Here is an 18,950-nt window from a genome sequence, read left to right on the forward strand (position 1 = left end):
CCGGCGACCGCAAGGACACTTGCGGGACACGGCTCATGCAAACCCTGATGCCCACGCAGGTCGCAGTGGCGACAATCGGGCACACCCCCAGTCACTCATAAGACAGCCGATGGACGAACCGATTCTGACAATGGAAGAACGCGAGGCGATCAACAGTGGTCGCTGGTTCAGCAGCCTTTCACCTTCCCTGCGTCACGACATACTCCGATGCGCCTACGTCAAGCGATTCAAGGATGGCGACCTCATCGTCGCCCGCGGCGACCCGCCCACCGAATGGACGGCGGTCGCCAAGGGTGCGGTGCGCGTGAGTTCGACCTCGCTCTCGGGCAAGCAGATCACGCTGACCTACGTGGAGCCGGGCGTGTGGTTCGGCGACGTGGCCATGTTCGACGGCGACCAGCGCACGCACGATGCCTACGCGCATGGCGCGACCACCCTGCTCTGCGTGGCCCGCAACGACTTCCAGAAAATTCTCAGCATGCACGTGGAGCTGTACGAGGCCCTGATGCGGCTGCAGGCGCGGCGCATCCGCACGCTGTTCGGTCTGGTGGAGGACCTCAACACCCTGCCCCTGCGCGCGCGGCTGGCCAAGCAGTTGCTGCATCTGGTGCGCAGCTACGGTGTGCCCTGCCTGTCGGACGGCAACGAGATGCGCATCGGCTTGCAGCTGGCGCAGGAAGAGCTGGCGCAGTTGCTGGGCGCTTCGCGCCAACGCGTCAACCAGGAACTCAAGTCGATGGAGCGCGAGGGCGCCATCCGGATCGAACAGGGTGGCCTGGTGGTGCGCAACCGCGACATGCTGATGCGCATTGCCGAAGCCGAGTCCTGAACCACCGGGCCCGGCCAACGGCCGAGTCCCTCGTTTCCGCGCAGGGTTGCGCGTGCCCGAACCCCACCGAGACCCGCGCATGAGCGATACCCAGAGCTTCACCGGCACACGCGCCGTGTCCGGACAACACGCATTTGATGTCGCGGCGCTGCAGCACTGGCTCACGGCCCATCTGAACGGCTTTGCCGGGCCGCTGACGGTGGAGATGTTCAAGGGCGGGCAGTCCAATCCGACCTACAAGCTCATCACGCCGCAACGCGCCTACGTGATGCGCGCCAAGCCCGGCCCGGTGGCCAAGCTGCTGCCCTCGGCCCACGCGATCGAGCGCGAGTTCCGCGTCATGAGTGCGCTGCATGGCACGGGTGTGCCGGTGGCGCAGATGCACGTGCTGTGCGAAGACGAATCGGTGATCGGCCGCGCCTTCTATGTCATGGAGTGCGTGGACGGCCGCGTGATGTGGGAGCAGTCCCTGCCGGGCATGGGCCGCGAGCAGCGCGGTGCCATCTACAACGAGATGAACCGGGTCCTGGCCGCGCTGCACACGGTGGACCCGATGGCCATCGGTCTGGAAGGCTACGGCAAACCCGGCAACTACTTCGAGCGCCAGATCGGTCGCTGGAGCAAACAGTACGTGGCCTCGATCACCCAGCCGATCCTCGAGATGGACAAGCTCATGGAGTGGCTGCCGCAGAACGTGCCGGCCATGGCGCGCGACGAGTCCCTGGTATCGGTGGTGCACGGCGACTACCGGCTCGATAACCTGATGTTCCACCCGACCGAGCCGCGCGTGCTCGCGGTGCTGGACTGGGAGCTCTCCACCCTGGGCCATCCGCTGGCCGACTTCAGCTACCACTGCATGTCGTGGCACATCCCGCCCGGGGCGTTCCGCGGCATCGGCGGCCTGGACGTGCAGGCCCTGGGCATTCCCACCGAAGACGACTACATCGCGCTCTACTGCGAGCGCACGGGCTTTGCCACGCCGGAGCAGCTCAAGGCCGACTGGAACTTCTACCTCGCCTACAACCTGTTCCGCCTGGCCGCCATCCTGCAGGGCATCGCCAAGCGGGTCGAGATGGGCACCGCCTCCAGCGCGCAGGCCGTCTCATCTGCTGCGGGCGCGCGGCCCCTGGCCGAAATGGCCTGGCGATTTGCGCAACGCGCCTGAGCCGAGCCCGCGTCCATTCATTGCACCGAACAGATCACCCCACCAAGGAACCTCATGAACTTCGATTACACCGACAAGGTCAAGGACATGCGCGAACGCCTGCTGGCGTTCATGGACGAACACATCTACCCCAACGAGGGGCGCTTCTTTGCCGAGATCGCGGCCAATCGGGCGAACGGCAACGCATGGATTCCCACCACGATCATTGAAGAGCTCAAACCCAAGGCACGCGCCGCGGGTCTGTGGAACCTGTTTCTGCCGCGCAGCCCGCGCGCGCCCGAAGGCCTGTCCAACCTGGAATACGCGCCGCTGTGCGAGATCATGGGCCGCGTGCCGTTTGCCGCCGAGGTGTTCAACTGCTCCGCGCCCGACACCGGCAACATGGAAACGCTGGAGCGTTACGCCAGCGAGGACATCAAGGACGAGTGGCTGGAGCCACTGCTCAAGGGCGAGTTCCGCTCGGCCTTTCTCATGACCGAGCCCGAGGTGGCTTCGTCGGACGCGACCAACATCCAGTGCCGCATCGAGCGCGATGGCGACGACTACGTGATCAACGGCCGCAAGTGGTGGTCGTCGGGCGCGGGCGACCCGCGCTGCGCCGTCTACATCGTGATGGGCAAGACCAACCCCGACGCACCGCGGCATTCGCAGCAGTCCATGATCGTGGTGCCCTCCAACACCCCAGGCATCGAGGTGGTGCGACCGCTGTCGGTGTTCGGCTACGACGATGCGCCGCACGGCCACATGGAAGTGGTGCTGAAAAACGTGCGCGTGCCGGCGCGCAACTTGCTGCTGGGCGAGGGGCGCGGCTTCGAGATCGCCCAGGGCCGCCTGGGCCCGGGCCGCATCCACCACTGCATGCGCTCCATCGGCGCGGCCGAACGCGCGCTTGAACTCATGTGCAAGCGGCTCAACAGCCGCGTCGCCTTTGGCAAACCGATCTCGACCCAGTCGGTCTGGCACGAACGCATCGCCGACGCGCGCTGCCGCATCGAGATGGCGCGCCTGCTCACGCTCAAGGCGGCCTATATGATGGACACCGTGGGCAACAAGGTGGCCAAGGCCGAGATCGCGATGATCAAGGTGGTGGCACCCAACATGGCCTGCGACGTCATCGACATGGCCATCCAGGCGCATGGCGGCGGCGGCGTGAGCGACGATTTCCCGCTCGCCTACAGCTACGCCAGCCAGCGCACCCTGCGCCTGGCCGACGGCCCGGACGAGGTGCACCGCCAGTCGATCGCCAAGCTGGAGCTGGCCAAACACATCCTGATCAAGGCCGGGGTGGACATGCCGGTCACGCGCGGCTGCTGAACCCACCTCGCACCGTCCCAGCACCCGCGGTCCTACGGCAGCTCCATCGCGCGGGCGCTCGCGTGCTCGAACAGGTCGAGCGCGTACAGCACACTGGCGGTGGGGTTCTTGCTCGTCACCTGCATGCGCAGATAGGTCTTGCCGCGCATGAGCATCAGCAACACCGGCGTCTGCGCATCAACGCCGGCATCCGGCCACGCCATCAACCGGGCCACCATCGCATCATCGACCCAGTGTCTTGCGGTGTCGGCCGCGTCGGCCAGCACCGCGTAGCGTGCCCAGAACGCGGGGTCCGGGCCTTCCCAGCCCAGGTCCCGGTACATGGACACCCAGCGCATCTCCTCGGGCAGCGGCTCGGTCACGGTCTGCAGTTCGTCCGTGACCTGCTCGTACAAACGGTGTGCCTGCTCGGTCAACTGCTGCTTGAGATGGCGGTTCATCAGCACCACCGTGGCCGCCGTGTCCAGCGCCAGTTCGGCCCGCGCCGAAAGCTCGCGCCCACGGATGAACAGGCGCGCAGGCGCACCGCATTCAACCCGCAGCGGCCGGCCGTGCAGCAGGCCGCTGAGGACAAAGCCGCTCTCGGGCATGTGCGTGAAGTGCAGCGAACGCGCCTCGGACCAGCTGTGCACGGCATCGGTCGAAAGCCCATCGCTGCCTGCGCGCAGCAGATTCTGAAACCGCTCAAACATCGCCAATGGTTTTCCCGTAAAGTCGTTCGGGCGGAAAGACAACCACCCATCAAAAGAAAGAGGCACGCGACCCATGATCGACGTCTACTCCTGGCCCACGCCCAACGGGCACAAGGTCCACATCATGCTGGAAGAATGCGGCTTGCGCCTGGGGCGAGACTGGCGTGTCCATCCCGTCAACATCGGCCAGGGCGACCAGTTCAAGCCCGAGTTTCTCAAAATCAGTCCCAACAACAAGATCCCCGCGCTGGTCGACACGAATGGGCCCGATGGCAAGCCCATCAGCCTGTTTGAATCGGGCGCCATCCTGCTCTACCTGGCCGCCAAAACCGGCAAGTTCCTGCCCAAGTCGGACCGGGCCAAATTCAAGGTGCTGGAGTGGCTGATGTTCCAGATGGGCGGCGTCGGCCCCATGCTCGGCCAGGCGCACCACTTCCGCATCTACGCCCCGGAAAAGATCGACTACGCCATCAACCGCTACACCAACGAGGCCCGGCGCCTGTACGGCGTGATGGACAAGCAACTGGCCGAACACAAGTTCATCGCGGGCAACCAGTATTCCGTGGCCGACATCGCCATCTTCCCGTGGCTGCGGAGCTGGCGGAACCAGGGCATTGACTGGGCCGACCACCCCCGGCTGAAAGACTGGTTCGACCGCATCGCGGCCCGGCCGGCCGTGGTGCGTGGAGTGGCCGTCCTGGCCGATGCGCGCCAGCCACTCACCGACGACAAGGCGCGCGACGTGCTGTTCGGACAGACGCAGTACCAGAAACACTGAACAAAAATCCATCGCCCGCCCGGAAGCGGGTCTGCCAGCGGGTACAATTCGCCGCTTAGTCGGAGCGTAGCGCAGCCTGGTAGCGCATCTGCTTTGGGAGCAGAGGGTCGCGAGTTCGAATCCCGCCGCTCCGACCATTCATCGAAGAACAAAAAGGCCCACGACGTGGGCCTTTTTTGTATCGGCAGACCCATCGTCTACCCGTAGCTCAACTGGATAGAGCAGCTGCCTTCTAAGCAGCAGGTCGGGGGTTCGAGTCCCTCCGGGTAGGCCACCCCTGCGCGAGCAGCGTCCAAGCGAACGCTCCCGCCCCCTCTTCCCCAATTTCGCCATCCCCTTGCTGGAACGCCGCGTCGGCGGACTGGTCGCGTGCGCTCGTGCATGCTCCATCCCCGGGAACAGGCCAAGGGTTTTCACGGAGCATCAGACTTCATATCATGCAATATAGTGCATCAACCAACGCGCTTAGGGCGCCCCGAATGGGGCCAATTGAATGCAATATAAATCACCAAGCAGCGTGGCTCGCCAGCACGAAACCGGTGACATTCATGCATCAATAGTTTAGACATCAAGTACGGGTAATTCACTATCCCAAAGACCACGCCGCCCGCATACAGTGATCCGACCCTTGAAACCACCCACCAGGAGAACCCCATGACCACCCGCCGTCTCGTCCTTACCCGCAGTGCCGCCGTGATCGGCGCCGCTTCCAGCGGCTTGCTGCTGCCGCAGATTGTCCGGGCCCAGTCCGACAAGGTCCGTGTGGGCTTCATGCTGCCCTACACCGGCACGTTTGCGCAGCTCGGCGTGGCGATCGAAAACGGTTTCCGCATGGCGCTCAACGAACAGGGCGGCAAGCTCGGCGGCCGCGAGGTGGAGTTTTTCAAGGTGGACGATGAGTCCAACCCCGCGAAGGGCATCGAAAACGCCAACCGCCTGGTGCAGCGCGACAAGGTCGACGTGCTGGTGGGCACGGTGCACTCGGGCGTGCAGATGGGCATCCACAAGGTGGCGCGCGACAGTGGCGTGCTCAACCTGATCCCCAACGCCGGTGTGCACGTGGCCACCCGTGCCCAGTGCGCGCCCAACGTGTTCCGCACCTCGTTCAGCAACTCGCAACCCACGCTGGCGCTGGGCAAGGCCATGGTGGAACGCGGCCACAAGAAGGCGGTCTGGATCACCTGGAACTACGCCGCCGGCGAAGAAGCCTTTGAAGGCTTCGAGCAGAGCTACACCGCCGCGGGCGGCACCATCGTCAAGAAGCTCGGCCTGCCCTTCCCGAACGTGGAATTCCAGGCGCTGCTGACCGAAATCGCCTCGCTCAAGCCCGACGCCGTGGCCTGCTTCTTCGCGGGTGGCGGCGCCGCCAAGTTCCTGCGCGACTACGCCGCCGCCGGCCTGAACAAGAACATCCAGCTCTACGGCTCGGGCTTCCTGACCGAGGGTGTGCTCGAAGCCGCCGGCCCGGCCGCCGACGGCGTGTTGACCACCATGCACTACAGCGACTCGCTGGACACGCCGCGCAACAAGAAATTCCGCCTCGACTACGCCAAGACCTTCAAGGCCCAGCCCGACGTGTACGCCGTGCAGGGTTACGACACGGGTCTGCTGCTGGTCAAGGGCGCCAACGCGGTCAAGGGCGACCTGTCGAACAAGAAGGCGCTGTACGCGGCCATGGAAGGCGCGACCATTGACAGCCCGCGTGGCCAGTGGACCATGAGCAAGGCCCACAACCCGATCCAGGACATGTACCTGCGCAAGGTGGAAAACAAGGAAAACAAGGTCATCGGCATCGCGCAGAAGGCCGTGGCCGACCCGGCCACCGGTTGTCGCATGGGCTGAGCCCGGTTCTGAAACCTTGCCCGAGGTCTGCGCCTTTCGAGGTGCAGGCCCTGTCTGCGCCCAATCACCGATCCGATGGACTTCGCCAACTTCCTGATCCAGTTGCTCAACAGCCTGCAATACGGCCTGTTGCTGTTCATGCTGGCCGCTGGCCTCACCCTGATCTTCGGCATCATGGGTGTGGTCAACCTGGCCCATGGCAGCTTCTACATGCTGGGGGCCTACCTCGCCTGGTTTCTGGCTTCGCAGTTCGACAGCCTGGTGCTGGCCATCGTGGTGGGCACGCTGCTCGCCGTGGCGCTGGGCTGGGCGCTGGAATGGCTGCTGTTCCGCCACTTCTACCACCGCGACCACCTCGATCAGGTGCTGCTCACCTTCGGCTTGATCTACATCTTTGAAGAAGTTCGTTCCATCCTCTGGGGCGACGACGTGCACTCGGTCCCGGTGCCCGAACTGGTGAACTGGTCCATCCCGCTCACGGACAACCTGTCTTACCCGGTCTACCGGCTGGTGATCTCGGCGGTGTGCGTGGCACTGGCGCTGGGCCTGTATTTGCTGATTTCCAAAACCCGCCTCGGCATGAAGATCCGCGCCGGCGCCTTCAACCGCGAAATGACCGAGGCCCTGGGCATCAACATCCGCCTGATCCACGGCGTGGTGTTCGCGCTGGGCGTGGCGCTGGCCGCCATCGCCGGCATGATCGCCTCGCCGATCTCCAGCGTGTACCCCGGCATGGGCAGCTCGGTGCTGATCATGTGTTTCGTGGTGGTGGTCATCGGTGGCATCGGCTCGGTGCGCGGCGCGCTGGTGGCCGCGCTCATGGTCGGCCTGGTGGACACCTTCGGCAAAGTGCTGCTGCCGCAGATCGCCGGCATGGCCGTCTACATGCTGATGGCCGGCGTGCTGCTCTACAAACCTGAAGGCCTGTTCAAACAATGAGTTCGCCCAAAGCCCAACTCGAAAAACTGCCGCGCAGCGTGCAGGTGCTGCTGGCGCTGGGTGCGGTCGCGCTCGCGGCGTTTCCGCTGGTGCCCTCCGACAGCGCCGACTTCTACCTGCAGATGCTCTCGCAGATGATGATCCTGGCGATCTTCGCCATGAGCCTGGACCTGCTGCAGGGCGTGAGCGGTTTGGTGTCGCTCGGCCACGCCGCCTACTTCGGCCTGGCCGGCTACGCGCTGGCGTTCCTGACCCCGGCCGACACGCCCATCAGCCTGTGGTGGGCGCTGCCGGTGTCGGCTCTCGGTGCCGGGCTGGCGGCGCTGGTGATCGGCTTCTTCGTGGTGCGCACGCACGGCATCTACTTCATCATGGTCACCATGGCCTTCGCGCAGATGGTGTTCTTCCTGTTCTTCGACAACAAGGAGCTCGGGGGATCGGACGGCCTGTACGTCAACTTCCGGCCCGACGCGACCCTGTTCGGCTGGGCCGGCATCGACCTGGAAAACAAGACCACCTTCTATTACTTCACGCTGGCGATGCTGGTGGCTGTCTATGCCTTCCTGCGCCGCCTGCTGTTCTCGCCGTTTGGCCGCGTGCTCGCGGGCATCCGCGTCAACGAACACCGCATGCGCGCCGTGGGCTACGGCACCTTCGGCTACAAGCTCGCCGCCTTCACGCTGGCCGGCACCCTGGCCGGCGTGGCCGGGTTCCTGTGGGCCGCGCAGACCGGTTTCGTGAACCCCGATCTCATGGGTTTTCACATGAGCGCGCACGCCATCATGATGGTGATCCTGGGCGGCATGGGCAATTTCGCCGGGGCCATTGTGGGCGCCTTCGCGTTCGAATACGTGATGCACTTTTTCAAAGACCTCACCAAACACTGGCAACTGCTCATGGGCGGCTTCATCGTGCTGGTGGTGGTGTTCGCGCCGCGTGGCCTGCTCGGCCTGAGCGAAAAGTTCCAGCGCCGCCGCGGGGTGAACAGCGATGAGTGATCTCCTGCTGAGCGCCCGCAGCCTGACCAAGCGTTTCGGTGGCCTGGCCGCCGTGAACGACGTGTCGGTGGATCTGTTCCGCGACCACATCCATGCCGTGATCGGCCCCAACGGGGCGGGCAAGTCCACCCTGACCAACCTGCTCTCGGGCGACCTGCCACCCACCTCGGGGAGCATCACGCTCAACGGCACGGAAACCGCCGGCCATTCGCCCGAATCGATCTCTCGCCTGGGTCTGGGCCGCAGCTACCAGAAGACCAACATCTTCCTGCCCTTCACGGTGTGGGACAACGTGCGGCTGGCCGCGCAATCGCGCGAGCGCCACTGGCCCTGGAACCCGCTGCGCTGGATCGGTTCGGCCCAGGCCATGGCCGGTGTCAACCAGCGCTGCGAGCGCGCCATCGAACTCGCTGGCCTGACGCACCGCAGCCAGACCGTGGCCGGCACCACCAGCCACGGTGAGCAGCGCCAGCTCGAAATCGCCATGACCCTGGCCACCGAGCCCACCGTGCTGCTGCTCGACGAGCCCCTGGCCGGCATGGGACAGGCCGAGGCCGAAAGCATGATCGCCCTGCTGCAGAAGCTGAAGAAGAACCACGCCATGATGCTGGTGGAGCACGACATGGACGCCGTGTTCTCGCTGGCCGATCAACTCACCGTGATGGTCAATGGCCAGGTGATCGCCAGCGGCACGCCGGCCGAGGTGCGCAGCGACCCTCTGGTGCAAGCGGCGTATCTCGGAGAGGACCACGCATGAAAGCCACGCCGCTGATCCAGGCCTCCGGCCTGCACACCCACTACGGCGCCAGCCACATCCTGCGCGGTGTGGACTTCACGGTCGGCCAGGGCCAGACCATCGGTCTGATGGGCCGCAACGGCATGGGCAAGACGACCCTGCTCAAGTCGCTCATGGGCATCGTCAAGCCCAGCGGCGGCGGCGTGCTCATCAAGGGTCGGCCCATGACGGGCGCCTCCACCTACGAGATCGCGCGCGAAGGCATCGCCTACGTGCCCGAAGGCCGGGGTATCTTCGGCAACCTGAGCGTGAAGGAAAACCTGGTCATGTCGGCCCGCGCGGGCTGCAAGGGCCAGCGCGACTGGACCTACGAGCGCGTGCTGGAGACCTTTCCCCGCCTGGCCGAGCGCCTGAACCACGGCGGCCAGCAACTCAGTGGCGGCGAGCAGCAGATGCTGACCATCGGCCGCGCGCTCATGACCAACCCCGACGTGCTGATCCTCGACGAAGCCACCGAAGGCCTGGCGCCACTGATCGCGCGCGAGATCTGGCGCATCTGCGGCCTGATCCGCGAGAGCGGCATCAGCAGCGTGATCGTGGACAAGAACTGGAAACACGTGACCCAGATCACCGACCGCAACGTCATCCTCGTCAAGGGCGAGGTGGCGTTCGAAGGCAGTTCGGACGAACTGCTGTCGAAGCCGGAACTGCTGGAGCAGTACCTCGGGGTTTGAGCGGGCCCTCCCCGCGCCGCAGAGGGCGCCGTTTTCATAACAACGGTCTGAGCTCTCTTGCCGCGTCCAGCAGCAGCGGCAGCAGGTCCTGGCGCATCACATCGGGTGCGAGCCGGTCGGGCGAGGCCACCACGTTGAGCGCCGCCACCGTTTTTCCCTGCATGTTGCGCAGCGGCACGGCCAGCGCGTGCACGCCGAGCTCGTGTTCCTCGCTGGCCACGGCGTGGTCGTCGGCCTTCACCCGTGCCACGGCCGCGCGAAACGCCTTGTGGTCGATGGTGGTCTTCGGCGTCAGCCGCGCCAGTTCGCGGCCCTTGAGCCAGGCGTTGAATTCGGCGCGCGGCAAAGCCGCCAGCAGCACGCGTCCGGTGGACGTGGCGTGCACCGGCAGGCGCGCACCCAGGTGCAGGCCATAGGCCATGAGGCGCTGACCGCCAATGGACACGCTGCGCGCCACGATCACCACCTCGTCGCCGTCGAGCACCACGGCGGAAAACGACTCGCGCGTCTGCGCCGCCAGCCGGTTCAGCGTGGGCTGCAGCAAGCGCGGCAGGCGGGCCGAAGACAAATAGCTGCCCGAGAAACGCAGCACCTTGGCCGAGAGCCAGTAGTGTGTGCCGTCGGTGTCCAGATAGCCCAGGTAGGCCAGCGTGAGCAGATGGCGCCGGGCGGCCGCGCGGGTCAGGCCGGCACGCTCGGCGGCCTGCGTGGCATTGAGCCGCTGGCGTTCGGTGTCGAAACTCTCCAGCACGGCCATGCCCTTGGCCATGCCTTCGATGAAGTCGGCCTTGGCAATCAGTTTCGCTTCATTGTTCATGCTGCGCGATGATCGCACATAACCACTGATGATCGCGCAGGCAGCGACTTCATCTATTGAAAACCCGATGGCTTCTACCTATTCTGCAGATTCCTTCAACCACATTCTTTGCCCACCCGCCACGCCTGAGGCAGCCAATGCCAGGGAACCGCCGAACCGGCTTTGCCGGGCGGCAGGTTCCGCCCCCTTGAGGGGGTGACGCCGAAGGCGGCGCGGGGGTGAACCCACTCACATGCGTACCCAGGTTGCCATCATCGGTGCAGGCCCCTCCGGCCTGCTGCTCGGCCAGTTGCTGCACAAGGCCGGCATCGACGCCATCATTCTGGAGCGCCAGACGCCCGACTACGTGCTCGGCCGCATCCGCGCCGGCGTGCTGGAACAGGTGGCAGCCGACCTGATGGACGAAGCGGGCGTGGGCCAGCGCATGCATGCCGAAGGCCTGGTGCACAGCGGGTTCGACATGCTGTTCAACGGCGTGCGCCACCGCATCGACCTGGAAAAGCTCACCGGCGGCAAGAAGGTCATGGTCTACGGCCAGACCGAGGTCACCCGCGACCTGATGGACGCGCGCGCGGCCGCCGGCCTGCCCACGGTCTATGAAGCGGCCAACGTGCAGGTGCACGATTTCGACACCACCCAGCCGCGCGTCACCTACGAGAAAGACGGCCAGACCCACACCATTGACTGCGACTTCATCGCCGGCTGCGACGGCTTCCACGGCGTGTGCCGCGCCAGCGCGCCGCGCTCGGCCATCAAGGAGTTCGAGAAGGTCTACCCCTTCGGCTGGCTCGGCCTGCTCTCCGACACGCCGCCGGTGCACCACGAACTGATCTACGTGAACCACCCGCGGGGTTTTGCGCTGTGCTCGCAGCGCAGCCACACGCGCAGCCGCTACTACCTGCAGGTGCCGCTGACCGACAAGATCGAGCGGTGGAGCGACGACGCCTTCTGGGCCGAACTCAAGCTGCGCCTGGACCCCGAAGCCGCCGACCAGCTGGTCACCGGCCCGAGCCTGGAAAAGAGCATCGCGCCGCTGCGCAGCTTCGTCACCGAGCCGCTGCGCTTTGGCCGCATGTTCCTGGCGGGCGACGCGGGCCACATCGTGCCGCCCACCGGCGCCAAGGGCCTGAACCTGGCCGCCACCGACGTGAAGTACCTCTCGAACGCCCTCATCGAGTTCTACCAGGACAAGACCGAGGCCGGCATCGACAGCTACTCCGAGCGCTGCCTCAAACGCATCTGGCGCGCCGAGCGCTTCTCGTGGTGGTTCACGTCGATCATGCACAACTTCGATGGCGAAGGCGCCATCAACGGCAAGCTGCAGCAGGCCGAGTTGGACTACCTGATGCACTCGGAAGCGGGTCTGAAAACCATCGCCGAGAACTACGTCGGCCTGCCGCTGAATTTCGGGGAGTAGATGGCCCACCCCCGCGCCGCCTGCGGCGTCACCCCCTCAAAGGGGCGATGCGAGTGGCCCGGCAAAGCCGGTTCCACCGCATCCTGGGTGAAGTCACATCGGGCCGGAGGCGGCGTTTGCATCGGGATTTTGTCGCAAGGTTGTCGCACTCGCGCTTCGAAACCACCTGCCATGGCGATACATTGACGTGAACGTCAATCTGTAACGCCATGCCGCCCAACACCGCCTCCAACCCGATCAAACCCCTCAAGCCGCTGCGCGGCGTGCGCGTGCTCAGCCTGGCGCTCAACCTGCCCGGGCCGGCCGCGCTCATGCGCCTCAAGGCCATGGGCGCGACCTGCCTCAAGGCCGAACCGCCCGGACCCAAGGGCGCGCCCGCGGGCACCAGCGGCGATCCGATGGGCCAGTACAACCCGACCGCCTACGCCACGCTGCACGCGGGCATCCGGGTCCTGAGCATCGACCTGAAGACGGACAAGGGCCAGGCCCGGCTGCACAAAGAGCTGGCCCGCACCGACCTGCTGCTGACCTCGTTCCGCCCTTCGGCGCTGGCCAAGCTGGGCCTCTCCTGGAAGGCGCTGCACAAGGCCTACTCGGCGCTGTCTGTGGTGGCCATCGTGGGTGCGCCGGGCGCGCGCGCCGAAGAGCCGGGGCACGACCTGACGTATCTGGCCCACGCCGGCCTTGTGACCGGGCTGGACCTGCCGGCCACGCTGTTTGCCGACATGGGCGGCGCGCTCATGGCCAGCGAGGCGGCCCTGAAGGCCGTTCTGGCGCAAAAGACCCGTGGCCAGGGGTCGTTCCAGGAGGTCGCGCTGTCCGACGCCGCCGCCTGGCTCGCCCTGCCCCGCGACTGGGGCCTGACCCTGCCCAGCGGCTCGGTGGGCGGCGCCCATGCGGGCTACCGCGTCTATCCCTGCCAGGACGGCCGCGTGGCCCTGGCCGCGCTGGAGCCGCACTTCGCCGCGTCCCTCTGCGCTGCCACGGGCGTGGCAATGGCCGATGTGCGCACGATGTTCCGGCCCGAGGTGCACACCGCCATCGCCCGCTTCCTGGCCGGCCAGACGCGCCAGCAACTCGACCAGCTCGCCGCTGCCCGCGACATACCCCTGCACACCTTGCCGGCCTGAACGCGGATCTCAGGCAGGTGCCACGAGCCCGGCCTGCGGCAGCGGCCAGGCCCGGCCGGCAGTGCTGGTGGGCAGCGGAAAGCGGATGGTTTCGGGCTCGTGGTGCGACCAGACTTCCCGCCCCATCACAAACACCTTGCTCTCACCCGTGCGCAGCGCGCGCCAGGGCTCGTCCAGCGTCAGCGGTTCGGTGGCGACGATGACCATGCGGTCCGCCTCGCCATTGAGCGCGCTCAGGTCCATGCGGATGTCGCAGTCCACCAGCCGGGCCATGGGGAAGGGATGCGCGCGCTCCAGGCAGGCCAGCTGGCTGGAGCAGTGGGCATACAGCGCATCGCCGTTGGTCAGCAGGTAGTTGAAGTTGCCGTAGCGCGCCACCTCGCGGTTGAGCCGGGCCAGCACCGGCGCCAGCTCGGCCCACTCCGGCGGGCGCAGCCGGTCGGCAAAGGTCTGCCGCAGGCATTGCATCAGGTAGCAAAAGGCCTTCTCGCTGTCGGTGTTGCCCACCGGCAGAAAGCCGCCGTCGAGCGCCGGGTGGAAATTGCGCAGATCGCCGTTGTGGGCGAAGAACCAGTTCTGCCCCAGCCACTCGCGGGTGAACGGATGGGTGTTGGCCAGGCTCACCGTGCCCTGCGTGGCCTTGCGGATGTGCGAGATCACCGTGCGCGACTGGATCGGGTAGCTGCGCACGAATTCCGCCAGCCTCGACTCGCTCGCCGGCCGGTCGTCGAGAAACATGCGCGAGCCGGTGGGTTCGTAGAACGCGATGCCCCAGCCGTCCACGTGGTCGGCGGTGCAGCCCCCGCGCTGCGCAAAGCCGGTGAACGAAAACCGGATGGACGCGGTGGTGTTGCAGCTCATGCCCAGCAGTTGACACATGTCGGTGCGCTCCTCGAAGCCGCTCAGTCGGCCAGGGCGAAGTTCACGGCCGCCATGGCGTGCAGCGCGGTGGTGTCGAACGTGGGCAGGCAGCTGTCTTCCGGCCCCACGATCAGCGGCAGCTCGGTGCAACCCAGCACCACGCCCTGGGCCCCACGTGCCTTGAGCGACTCGATGCAGGCCGAGAGCCAGGCGCGCGATGCGGGCGGCAGCTGGCCCTGACACAGCTCTTCGAAAATGATGCGGTGGATCTCGATGCGCTCGGCCTCGTCGGGGATGACGCAGCGGATGCCGCGCGAGGCCAGCCGCTCCACGTAGAAGTCCTGTTCCATGGTGAAGCGCGTGCCCATGAGGCCCACCGCGTCCAGCCCCTGCGCCAGGATGGCGTCGGCGGTCACGTCGGCGATGTGCAGCAAGGGCACGTCGGACGCCGCCTGGACCTCTGGCGCCAGCTTGTGCATGGTGTTGGTGCCGATCAGCAGGCACTGGGCGCCGGTCTCCTGCAGACGCCGCGCCGCCTGGCGCAGGATGTCCGCCATGCCCGGCCAGTCGCCGGCGCGCTGCCGTTGGGCGATGTCCTGGAAGTCCAGGCTCACCAGGTTGAGGCGGGCACTGCTGAGGCCACCCAGGCGCCGGGCCACCTCGCGGTTGATCAACTGGTAATAGAGAGTGGTGGACTCCCAGCTCATGCCGCCGATCAGGCCAATGGTTTTCATGCGTGCTCCAAAGCGTGTTGCGAATGCAGGGAGTGTGCGTGGGCGGGCGCAGAACCGGCTTGCCTTTTCAGCTCAAAAAATGGCCTAATGTAGAAATCATTTCCATGAGTTGACATGAAAAAGAAACTGGATGCGATTGATCGGCAGCTTCTTGCGATCCTGCAACGCGATGCGGAAACACCGCTGGCCGATCTGGCGCAGGCGGTGAACCTCTCGTCCACGCCCTGCTGGCGGCGCATTCAGCGGCTGCGCGAGCACGGTTTCATCACCCGCCACGTGGCCCTGGTCGACCCGTGCAAGATCAACCTGGGCGTGACGGTGTTCGTGGGGGTGCGCACCAACCAGCACAGCCAGGCCTGGTTCGAGGGTTTTCGCGACACCGTGCGCGATATCCCCGAGATCGTCGAGTTCTACCGCATGAGCGGCGACGTGGACTACCTGCTGCGCGTGGTGGTGCCCGACATCGCGGCCTACGACGCGGTCTACAAGCGCTTGATCCGTTCCATCGAACTCTCGGACGTGAGCAGCAGTTTCGCCATGGAGGAACTGAAGTTCACCACCGCCCTGCCGCTGGACTACGCGGACTGACCCGCGAGCAGAAGCCTCGGCCGCTCATCGCATGGGCTCGGGCGACACCACGTGGCGGGCCCAGGCCGGCAACGGGTCGGCCTGCCACACCAGCTCGCCGCCGCGCAACCGCGCCACCAGCCGCGGCGGTTGAAACACCTGGTCGGGCGGTTGCGATGTGTCGTAGAGCAGCGCCAGATCGGCCCGCCGCACCGCCACGCTCAGGTGCCGCACGGTGCGCGGGTAACGCGCCAGGATGCGCTCGGGTGGCACCGGGTGGCCGCCCTCTTCCACGCGCTGGTTCACCCGGGCGAGCAGCTGCTGCGGGTCGTCCACACACACCACCAGCAGCACCACGCTGAACCCGGCGCGGCGGGCCGCCGCCATCAGATCGAGCTTGGAGGTGTGGGAAAACACGGTTTCGCTGGCGAACGAGCGGCCTTCGGCCAGACACTGCACCCGCCGCGCATCGGCCCACTGGCGCGCCTGGCGCGAGCGCTCGGCGGCGTCGGCCACATGTTGCAGATGGCCCACCTCGTGCAGGTCGGCGTTGACGAATTCGGCGTTGGCGGGAATCAGGCCCTGGACCACCGCGCTGCGGTACAGCGTGGACTTGCCCGCACCGTTGGGACCGGCCAGCAGGTAAAAGACCGGAGCGGCCAAGGGGCAGCGGCGTCAGGCGGCGCGGCGGGTGGGCGCGGTTTTCTGGCGGTTGGCCAGCACGGTGTCGCGCACCGCCTGGGCCAGGCGACCGGTGGATTCGGCGGCCACGAAGCGCGCCTCGATGGCGTCAAGGGACTCGTCTGCTGGGGCGCGGTGGCGGGCGTCGTAGAGCGCAATCGCCTCGCGTGCCTCCTGCACGGTGAGGCCGGTTTCGTCGGCAATGCGTCCCAGGGTGGCCCAGTATTCGATCTGACCCGCAATCGAGCGGCGCTGCGGCTGGGCAGCCTCTCGGGCCTGCTGCACCAGGGCAGTGGGCAGTTTCACGGACGCAAACGGGCTGGGGGTGGAGGACATGGCGAAAATTCCTGTTTGGCGCATTTTGCGCCATTTCAGGCCAGTTGACCACTCTGCGGCAGCCCGGTTCAGCGTTCAGTCCTGGCCGAACAGCCGCGCGAAGAAACCGCGCTTCTTTTTCAGCTGCAGCTCACGGATCAGCTCTTCCTTGATCTGGGCCTTCATATCGGACTCGCCGTGGCTGACGTTCTTCAGGTAGACCTTCACCGCGTCGGCGTAGCTGCGGTCGTCGTTGCGGATGTGGTTGAACAGCCAGCGCGAGAGCATGGCGTGCAGATCGGACGCCACGTCTTCACCCGCCTCGAAGCGCATGCGGTATTCGCCCACCCGGCGCGTGAACAGCTCGTGCACCTTCTTGTGCGGGCCGGCGAACATGTAGCCGGCGTCCGCCATCAGGGATTCTTCGAATGCGAAGTGCGACAGCGTGTAGTCCACCATTTCGTCGATCACAGCACCCACGGCCTCGCGGTCGTCGTGGTCACGGGCGTCGTAGAGCTGGTTGATGTAGTCGACGATGCGCTTGTGCTGCCCGTCGATTTCGCGGATGCCCGTTTCAAGATCGGGCGTCCAGTTCAGATGTGCCATGGAAAGTGTCCCCAAATGGACGACAGGTGTCGCCCGGAAGTAACGAATTGTGTTGGAAAGCCCGCTGCGCCGTGGGGAGAATCAGCACAGTTCATGACATATCTCAAGCCTTCGCTTCCTACCCGCAAGCCGTCCATCTCAGAACACGCGACGGACCTTGAATCCTCTGGCTTCCAAGAGGGCCGGCAGCCCCTGCGGCCCCACCATGTGCAACGAACCCACGGCCGCGAACACGCTCACCTCGGCGTGCAGCCGCTCGATCGCCTCGGCCATGCCGGGGTTGCGCCCGTCCACCAGGCGGGCAAACACCTCCCGGTCGGTCGGCGTGTTCAGGCAGTCGCACCAGTCGGCATAGGCCTCCAGGTCCTTCAGGTCACGGCTCGCCCAGGCCCGCGCCAGCCGCTCCAGGCCACGCACGGCCTCGGGGCGCCGCAGTTCGGCCAGCATCTCGCGAACCATGGCGGCGGCCTCTTCGTCGTCGCGTGCCAGCAGCGCCGAGAGCTGCGTCTGCACCGACTCCAGCCCCACCACCGGGCGCTGGACGCGCAGGCTGTGCATCAGCAGCACCGACTCCGCGCCATACAGCGGAAACAGCCCCTGGCGCTGCGCCTGCGCCACGGCCAGCAGGGTGGCGTGGTACTCAGCCGCCCCCTGCTCGAGGGCCGCCGCCGGCAGGCATTCGGCCGCCCAGGCCGAACGCAGCGACTGCATCAGCTCGGCCGACAGTGACCGCACCGGCCCCTGCATCACGCCACGCAGCGCCTCCGCCACCGCCGGATCGGTCACGTTGATCTCCAGCGCCAACGCGCCCGTGCGAGACAACGAGGCCTCGGCCTTCGGCCCCAGCGCAAACCACTCCGGCCGCCCGGCGTGGATCGTTCCATACAGAAAAGAATCGCGCCCGTCGCGGCTGATGCGCCAGAGAAACCCCCGGTCGGTGGCCTGCTGCTGGGCTTTCTGCATCAGCTCGCGGCTGGGGGGTGAGGGTTGGGGTGGACAGAAGGCGGCATCGGCAGGCGCCGCCATGGCCGGGATCGCTGAGCACAAGGCGGCGAATGCCGCGGTGGCAGTGAAGCGGCGCCAGAAAATGGATCGATAGAACATCGTCGGATTGTCGGTGTAGCGCCGCGATTTACAATTTGCAACAGTCTCGGTTAACTCACTTCATCAAGGTCTTTCGTGAATCGTTTGTTCAAATTTTTCCTGGCGTCGGTGGGTGTTTCTGCCCTGGTGGCTTGCGGCGGCGGCTCTGACGACCCCGCTGACATGTATGTCGGAGCCTGGAAGTCAGCCTGTTTCTCCTACAAAGCGATCGACGGCAAAACCTACTTTCAAACCCGCACCTTCAACTTGGCAAAAGCGTCGGCCACCTCGCTGAATGGCAGTGATTCCAATACGCTGGCCCACTCCGACCCAGCCTGCAAAAACCTCTTGGGCGCCATCCCCGATGCCCCCAATGTGACGATCCAACTGGGGCCCAAAGCCAATGTTCTGGGCGGAGAAGTCGACACGATGAGCATGACCTATCCAGACGGAGCGTATCCAGGCTATATCACCGCCAATGCAACGCAGCTTTTTCTGGTCATTACCAACAACCCCAATGAAATCCCCACGGGATGGGGAAGCGCATCTCCGTATACCAAAATCCAAGCCAAGCAGGCGGTAGCGCCCCAGTTGCCGAAAGACGCCGGCAGCAACGACCACCTGGCTCCCGCCAACCCTCTGGCCGCCGATTTCAGGTAACGGGTCATAAGCCAAGGGGCGTTGTGGGGTCCGCTCCGTCGGAGCGACCACT

21 protein-coding genes and 2 tRNA genes are annotated in these 18,950 nt (G+C 65.9%); 15 read left to right on the forward strand and 8 right to left on the reverse strand.

Translation table 11 applies throughout. From position 1 onward, the window contains the following. The first annotated feature begins 109 nt into the window (after positions 1 to 109). The 3 genes from AC07YZ_RS02650 (at position 110) to AC07YZ_RS02660 (ending at position 3,308) form a co-directional block, all read left to right on the forward strand. Positions 110 to 829 (forward strand): Crp/Fnr family transcriptional regulator, encoded by a 720-nt coding sequence (locus AC07YZ_RS02650; protein ID WP_226492859.1) that lies wholly within the window; start codon positions 110 to 112, stop codon positions 827 to 829. Between the two features lie 79 nt (positions 830 to 908). Beyond that, positions 909 to 1,994, forward strand: a complete 1,086-nt coding sequence (locus tag AC07YZ_RS02655; RefSeq protein ID WP_494793600.1) for a phosphotransferase family protein — start codon at positions 909 to 911, stop codon at positions 1,992 to 1,994. A gap of 54 nt (positions 1,995 to 2,048) precedes the next feature. Beyond that, a complete protein-coding gene (locus AC07YZ_RS02660; protein ID WP_226492857.1) occupies positions 2,049 to 3,308 on the forward strand; it encodes an acyl-CoA dehydrogenase family protein in 1,260 nt (419 codons plus the stop codon). 32 nt (positions 3,309 to 3,340) lie between these two features. Here AC07YZ_RS02660 and AC07YZ_RS02665 read toward each other — a convergent pair whose 3' ends face one another. Next, a complete protein-coding gene (locus AC07YZ_RS02665; RefSeq protein WP_494793601.1) occupies positions 3,341 to 4,000 on the reverse strand; it encodes a hypothetical protein in 660 nt (219 codons plus the stop codon). A 73-nt stretch (positions 4,001 to 4,073) separates the two neighbouring features. Between AC07YZ_RS02665 and AC07YZ_RS02670 the strand changes: the two genes are divergently transcribed. The 8 genes from AC07YZ_RS02670 (at position 4,074) to AC07YZ_RS02705 (ending at position 10,027) form a co-directional block, all read left to right on the forward strand. After that, entirely contained in the window at positions 4,074 to 4,778 is a 705-nt protein-coding gene (locus tag AC07YZ_RS02670; RefSeq protein WP_226492855.1) for a glutathione binding-like protein, read from the forward strand. 60 nt (positions 4,779 to 4,838) lie between these two features. Then, a tRNA-Pro gene (locus AC07YZ_RS02675) sits at positions 4,839 to 4,915 on the forward strand. Between the two features lie 60 nt (positions 4,916 to 4,975). After that, positions 4,976 to 5,052, forward strand: a tRNA-Arg gene (locus AC07YZ_RS02680). A 380-nt stretch (positions 5,053 to 5,432) separates the two neighbouring features. Continuing rightward, positions 5,433 to 6,620, forward strand: a complete 1,188-nt coding sequence (locus AC07YZ_RS02685) for an ABC transporter substrate-binding protein (RefSeq protein ID WP_494793602.1) — start codon at positions 5,433 to 5,435, stop codon at positions 6,618 to 6,620. Between the two features lie 75 nt (positions 6,621 to 6,695). Then, positions 6,696 to 7,559, forward strand: coding sequence for a branched-chain amino acid ABC transporter permease (locus tag AC07YZ_RS02690; RefSeq protein WP_226492853.1), 864 nt, complete (start codon positions 6,696 to 6,698; stop codon positions 7,557 to 7,559). Next, complete coding sequence (locus tag AC07YZ_RS02695) at positions 7,556 to 8,557, forward strand: branched-chain amino acid ABC transporter permease (RefSeq protein WP_494793603.1); 1,002 nt, start codon at positions 7,556 to 7,558, stop codon at positions 8,555 to 8,557. The genes AC07YZ_RS02690 and AC07YZ_RS02695 overlap by 4 nt, the downstream gene beginning before the upstream one ends. Further along, positions 8,550 to 9,314: an ABC transporter ATP-binding protein gene (locus tag AC07YZ_RS02700; protein WP_494793604.1), complete on the forward strand. Its 765-nt coding sequence runs from the start codon at positions 8,550 to 8,552 to the stop codon at positions 9,312 to 9,314. Before AC07YZ_RS02695 ends, AC07YZ_RS02700 begins: the two co-directional genes overlap by 8 nt. Beyond that, complete coding sequence (locus AC07YZ_RS02705) at positions 9,311 to 10,027, forward strand: ABC transporter ATP-binding protein (protein WP_494793605.1); 717 nt, start codon at positions 9,311 to 9,313, stop codon at positions 10,025 to 10,027. Before AC07YZ_RS02700 ends, AC07YZ_RS02705 begins: the two co-directional genes overlap by 4 nt. Positions 10,028 to 10,061: 34 nt before the next feature. On the opposite strand, the gene AC07YZ_RS02710 is transcribed toward AC07YZ_RS02705, so the two are convergent. Next, positions 10,062 to 10,844: an IclR family transcriptional regulator domain-containing protein gene (locus AC07YZ_RS02710; protein ID WP_494793606.1), complete on the reverse strand. Its 783-nt coding sequence runs from the start codon at positions 10,842 to 10,844 to the stop codon at positions 10,062 to 10,064. A 232-nt stretch (positions 10,845 to 11,076) separates the two neighbouring features. On the opposite strand from AC07YZ_RS02710, the gene pobA reads away from it, so the two are divergent. Both pobA and AC07YZ_RS02720 read left to right on the forward strand, forming a co-directional pair. Continuing rightward, positions 11,077 to 12,261, forward strand: coding sequence for a 4-hydroxybenzoate 3-monooxygenase (gene pobA, locus AC07YZ_RS02715; RefSeq protein WP_494793607.1), 1,185 nt, complete (start codon positions 11,077 to 11,079; stop codon positions 12,259 to 12,261). Positions 12,262 to 12,470: 209 nt separating this feature from the next. Next, positions 12,471 to 13,391: a CoA transferase gene (locus AC07YZ_RS02720; protein ID WP_494793608.1), complete on the forward strand. Its 921-nt coding sequence runs from the start codon at positions 12,471 to 12,473 to the stop codon at positions 13,389 to 13,391. 9 nt (positions 13,392 to 13,400) lie between these two features. On the opposite strand, the gene AC07YZ_RS02725 is transcribed toward AC07YZ_RS02720, so the two are convergent. Then, positions 13,401 to 14,270: a class II glutamine amidotransferase gene (locus tag AC07YZ_RS02725; protein WP_494793609.1), complete on the reverse strand. Its 870-nt coding sequence runs from the start codon at positions 14,268 to 14,270 to the stop codon at positions 13,401 to 13,403. A 23-nt stretch (positions 14,271 to 14,293) separates the two neighbouring features. Further along, on the reverse strand, positions 14,294 to 14,986 hold the full coding sequence (locus tag AC07YZ_RS02730) for an aspartate/glutamate racemase family protein (protein WP_494793610.1): 693 nt from the start codon (positions 14,984 to 14,986) through the stop codon (positions 14,294 to 14,296). A gap of 126 nt (positions 14,987 to 15,112) precedes the next feature. Here AC07YZ_RS02730 and AC07YZ_RS02735 point away from each other — a divergent pair, with 126 nt between their 5' ends. After that, a complete protein-coding gene (locus AC07YZ_RS02735) occupies positions 15,113 to 15,574 on the forward strand; it encodes an Lrp/AsnC family transcriptional regulator (RefSeq protein ID WP_494794025.1) in 462 nt (153 codons plus the stop codon). Between the two features lie 24 nt (positions 15,575 to 15,598). On the opposite strand, the gene AC07YZ_RS02740 is transcribed toward AC07YZ_RS02735, so the two are convergent. From AC07YZ_RS02740 to AC07YZ_RS02755, 4 genes are all read right to left on the reverse strand, one after another. Then, on the reverse strand, positions 15,599 to 16,216 hold the full coding sequence (locus AC07YZ_RS02740; protein WP_494793611.1) for an ATPase: 618 nt from the start codon (positions 16,214 to 16,216) through the stop codon (positions 15,599 to 15,601). Positions 16,217 to 16,228: 12 nt separating this feature from the next. After that, positions 16,229 to 16,570 (reverse strand): TA system antitoxin ParD family protein, encoded by a 342-nt coding sequence (locus tag AC07YZ_RS02745; RefSeq protein ID WP_494793612.1) that lies wholly within the window; start codon positions 16,568 to 16,570, stop codon positions 16,229 to 16,231. A 75-nt stretch (positions 16,571 to 16,645) separates the two neighbouring features. Further along, entirely contained in the window at positions 16,646 to 17,155 is a 510-nt protein-coding gene (locus AC07YZ_RS02750; protein ID WP_494793613.1) for a bacteriohemerythrin, read from the reverse strand. A 138-nt stretch (positions 17,156 to 17,293) separates the two neighbouring features. Continuing rightward, positions 17,294 to 18,118: a TraB/GumN family protein gene (locus AC07YZ_RS02755; RefSeq protein ID WP_494793614.1), complete on the reverse strand. Its 825-nt coding sequence runs from the start codon at positions 18,116 to 18,118 to the stop codon at positions 17,294 to 17,296. A 216-nt stretch (positions 18,119 to 18,334) separates the two neighbouring features. On the opposite strand from AC07YZ_RS02755, the gene AC07YZ_RS02760 reads away from it, so the two are divergent. Further along, entirely contained in the window at positions 18,335 to 18,898 is a 564-nt protein-coding gene (locus AC07YZ_RS02760; RefSeq protein ID WP_494793615.1) for a hypothetical protein, read from the forward strand. Positions 18,899 to 18,950: the final 52 nt, after the last annotated feature.

The organism is Hydrogenophaga sp. GW101-3F08 (assembly GCF_059424585.1).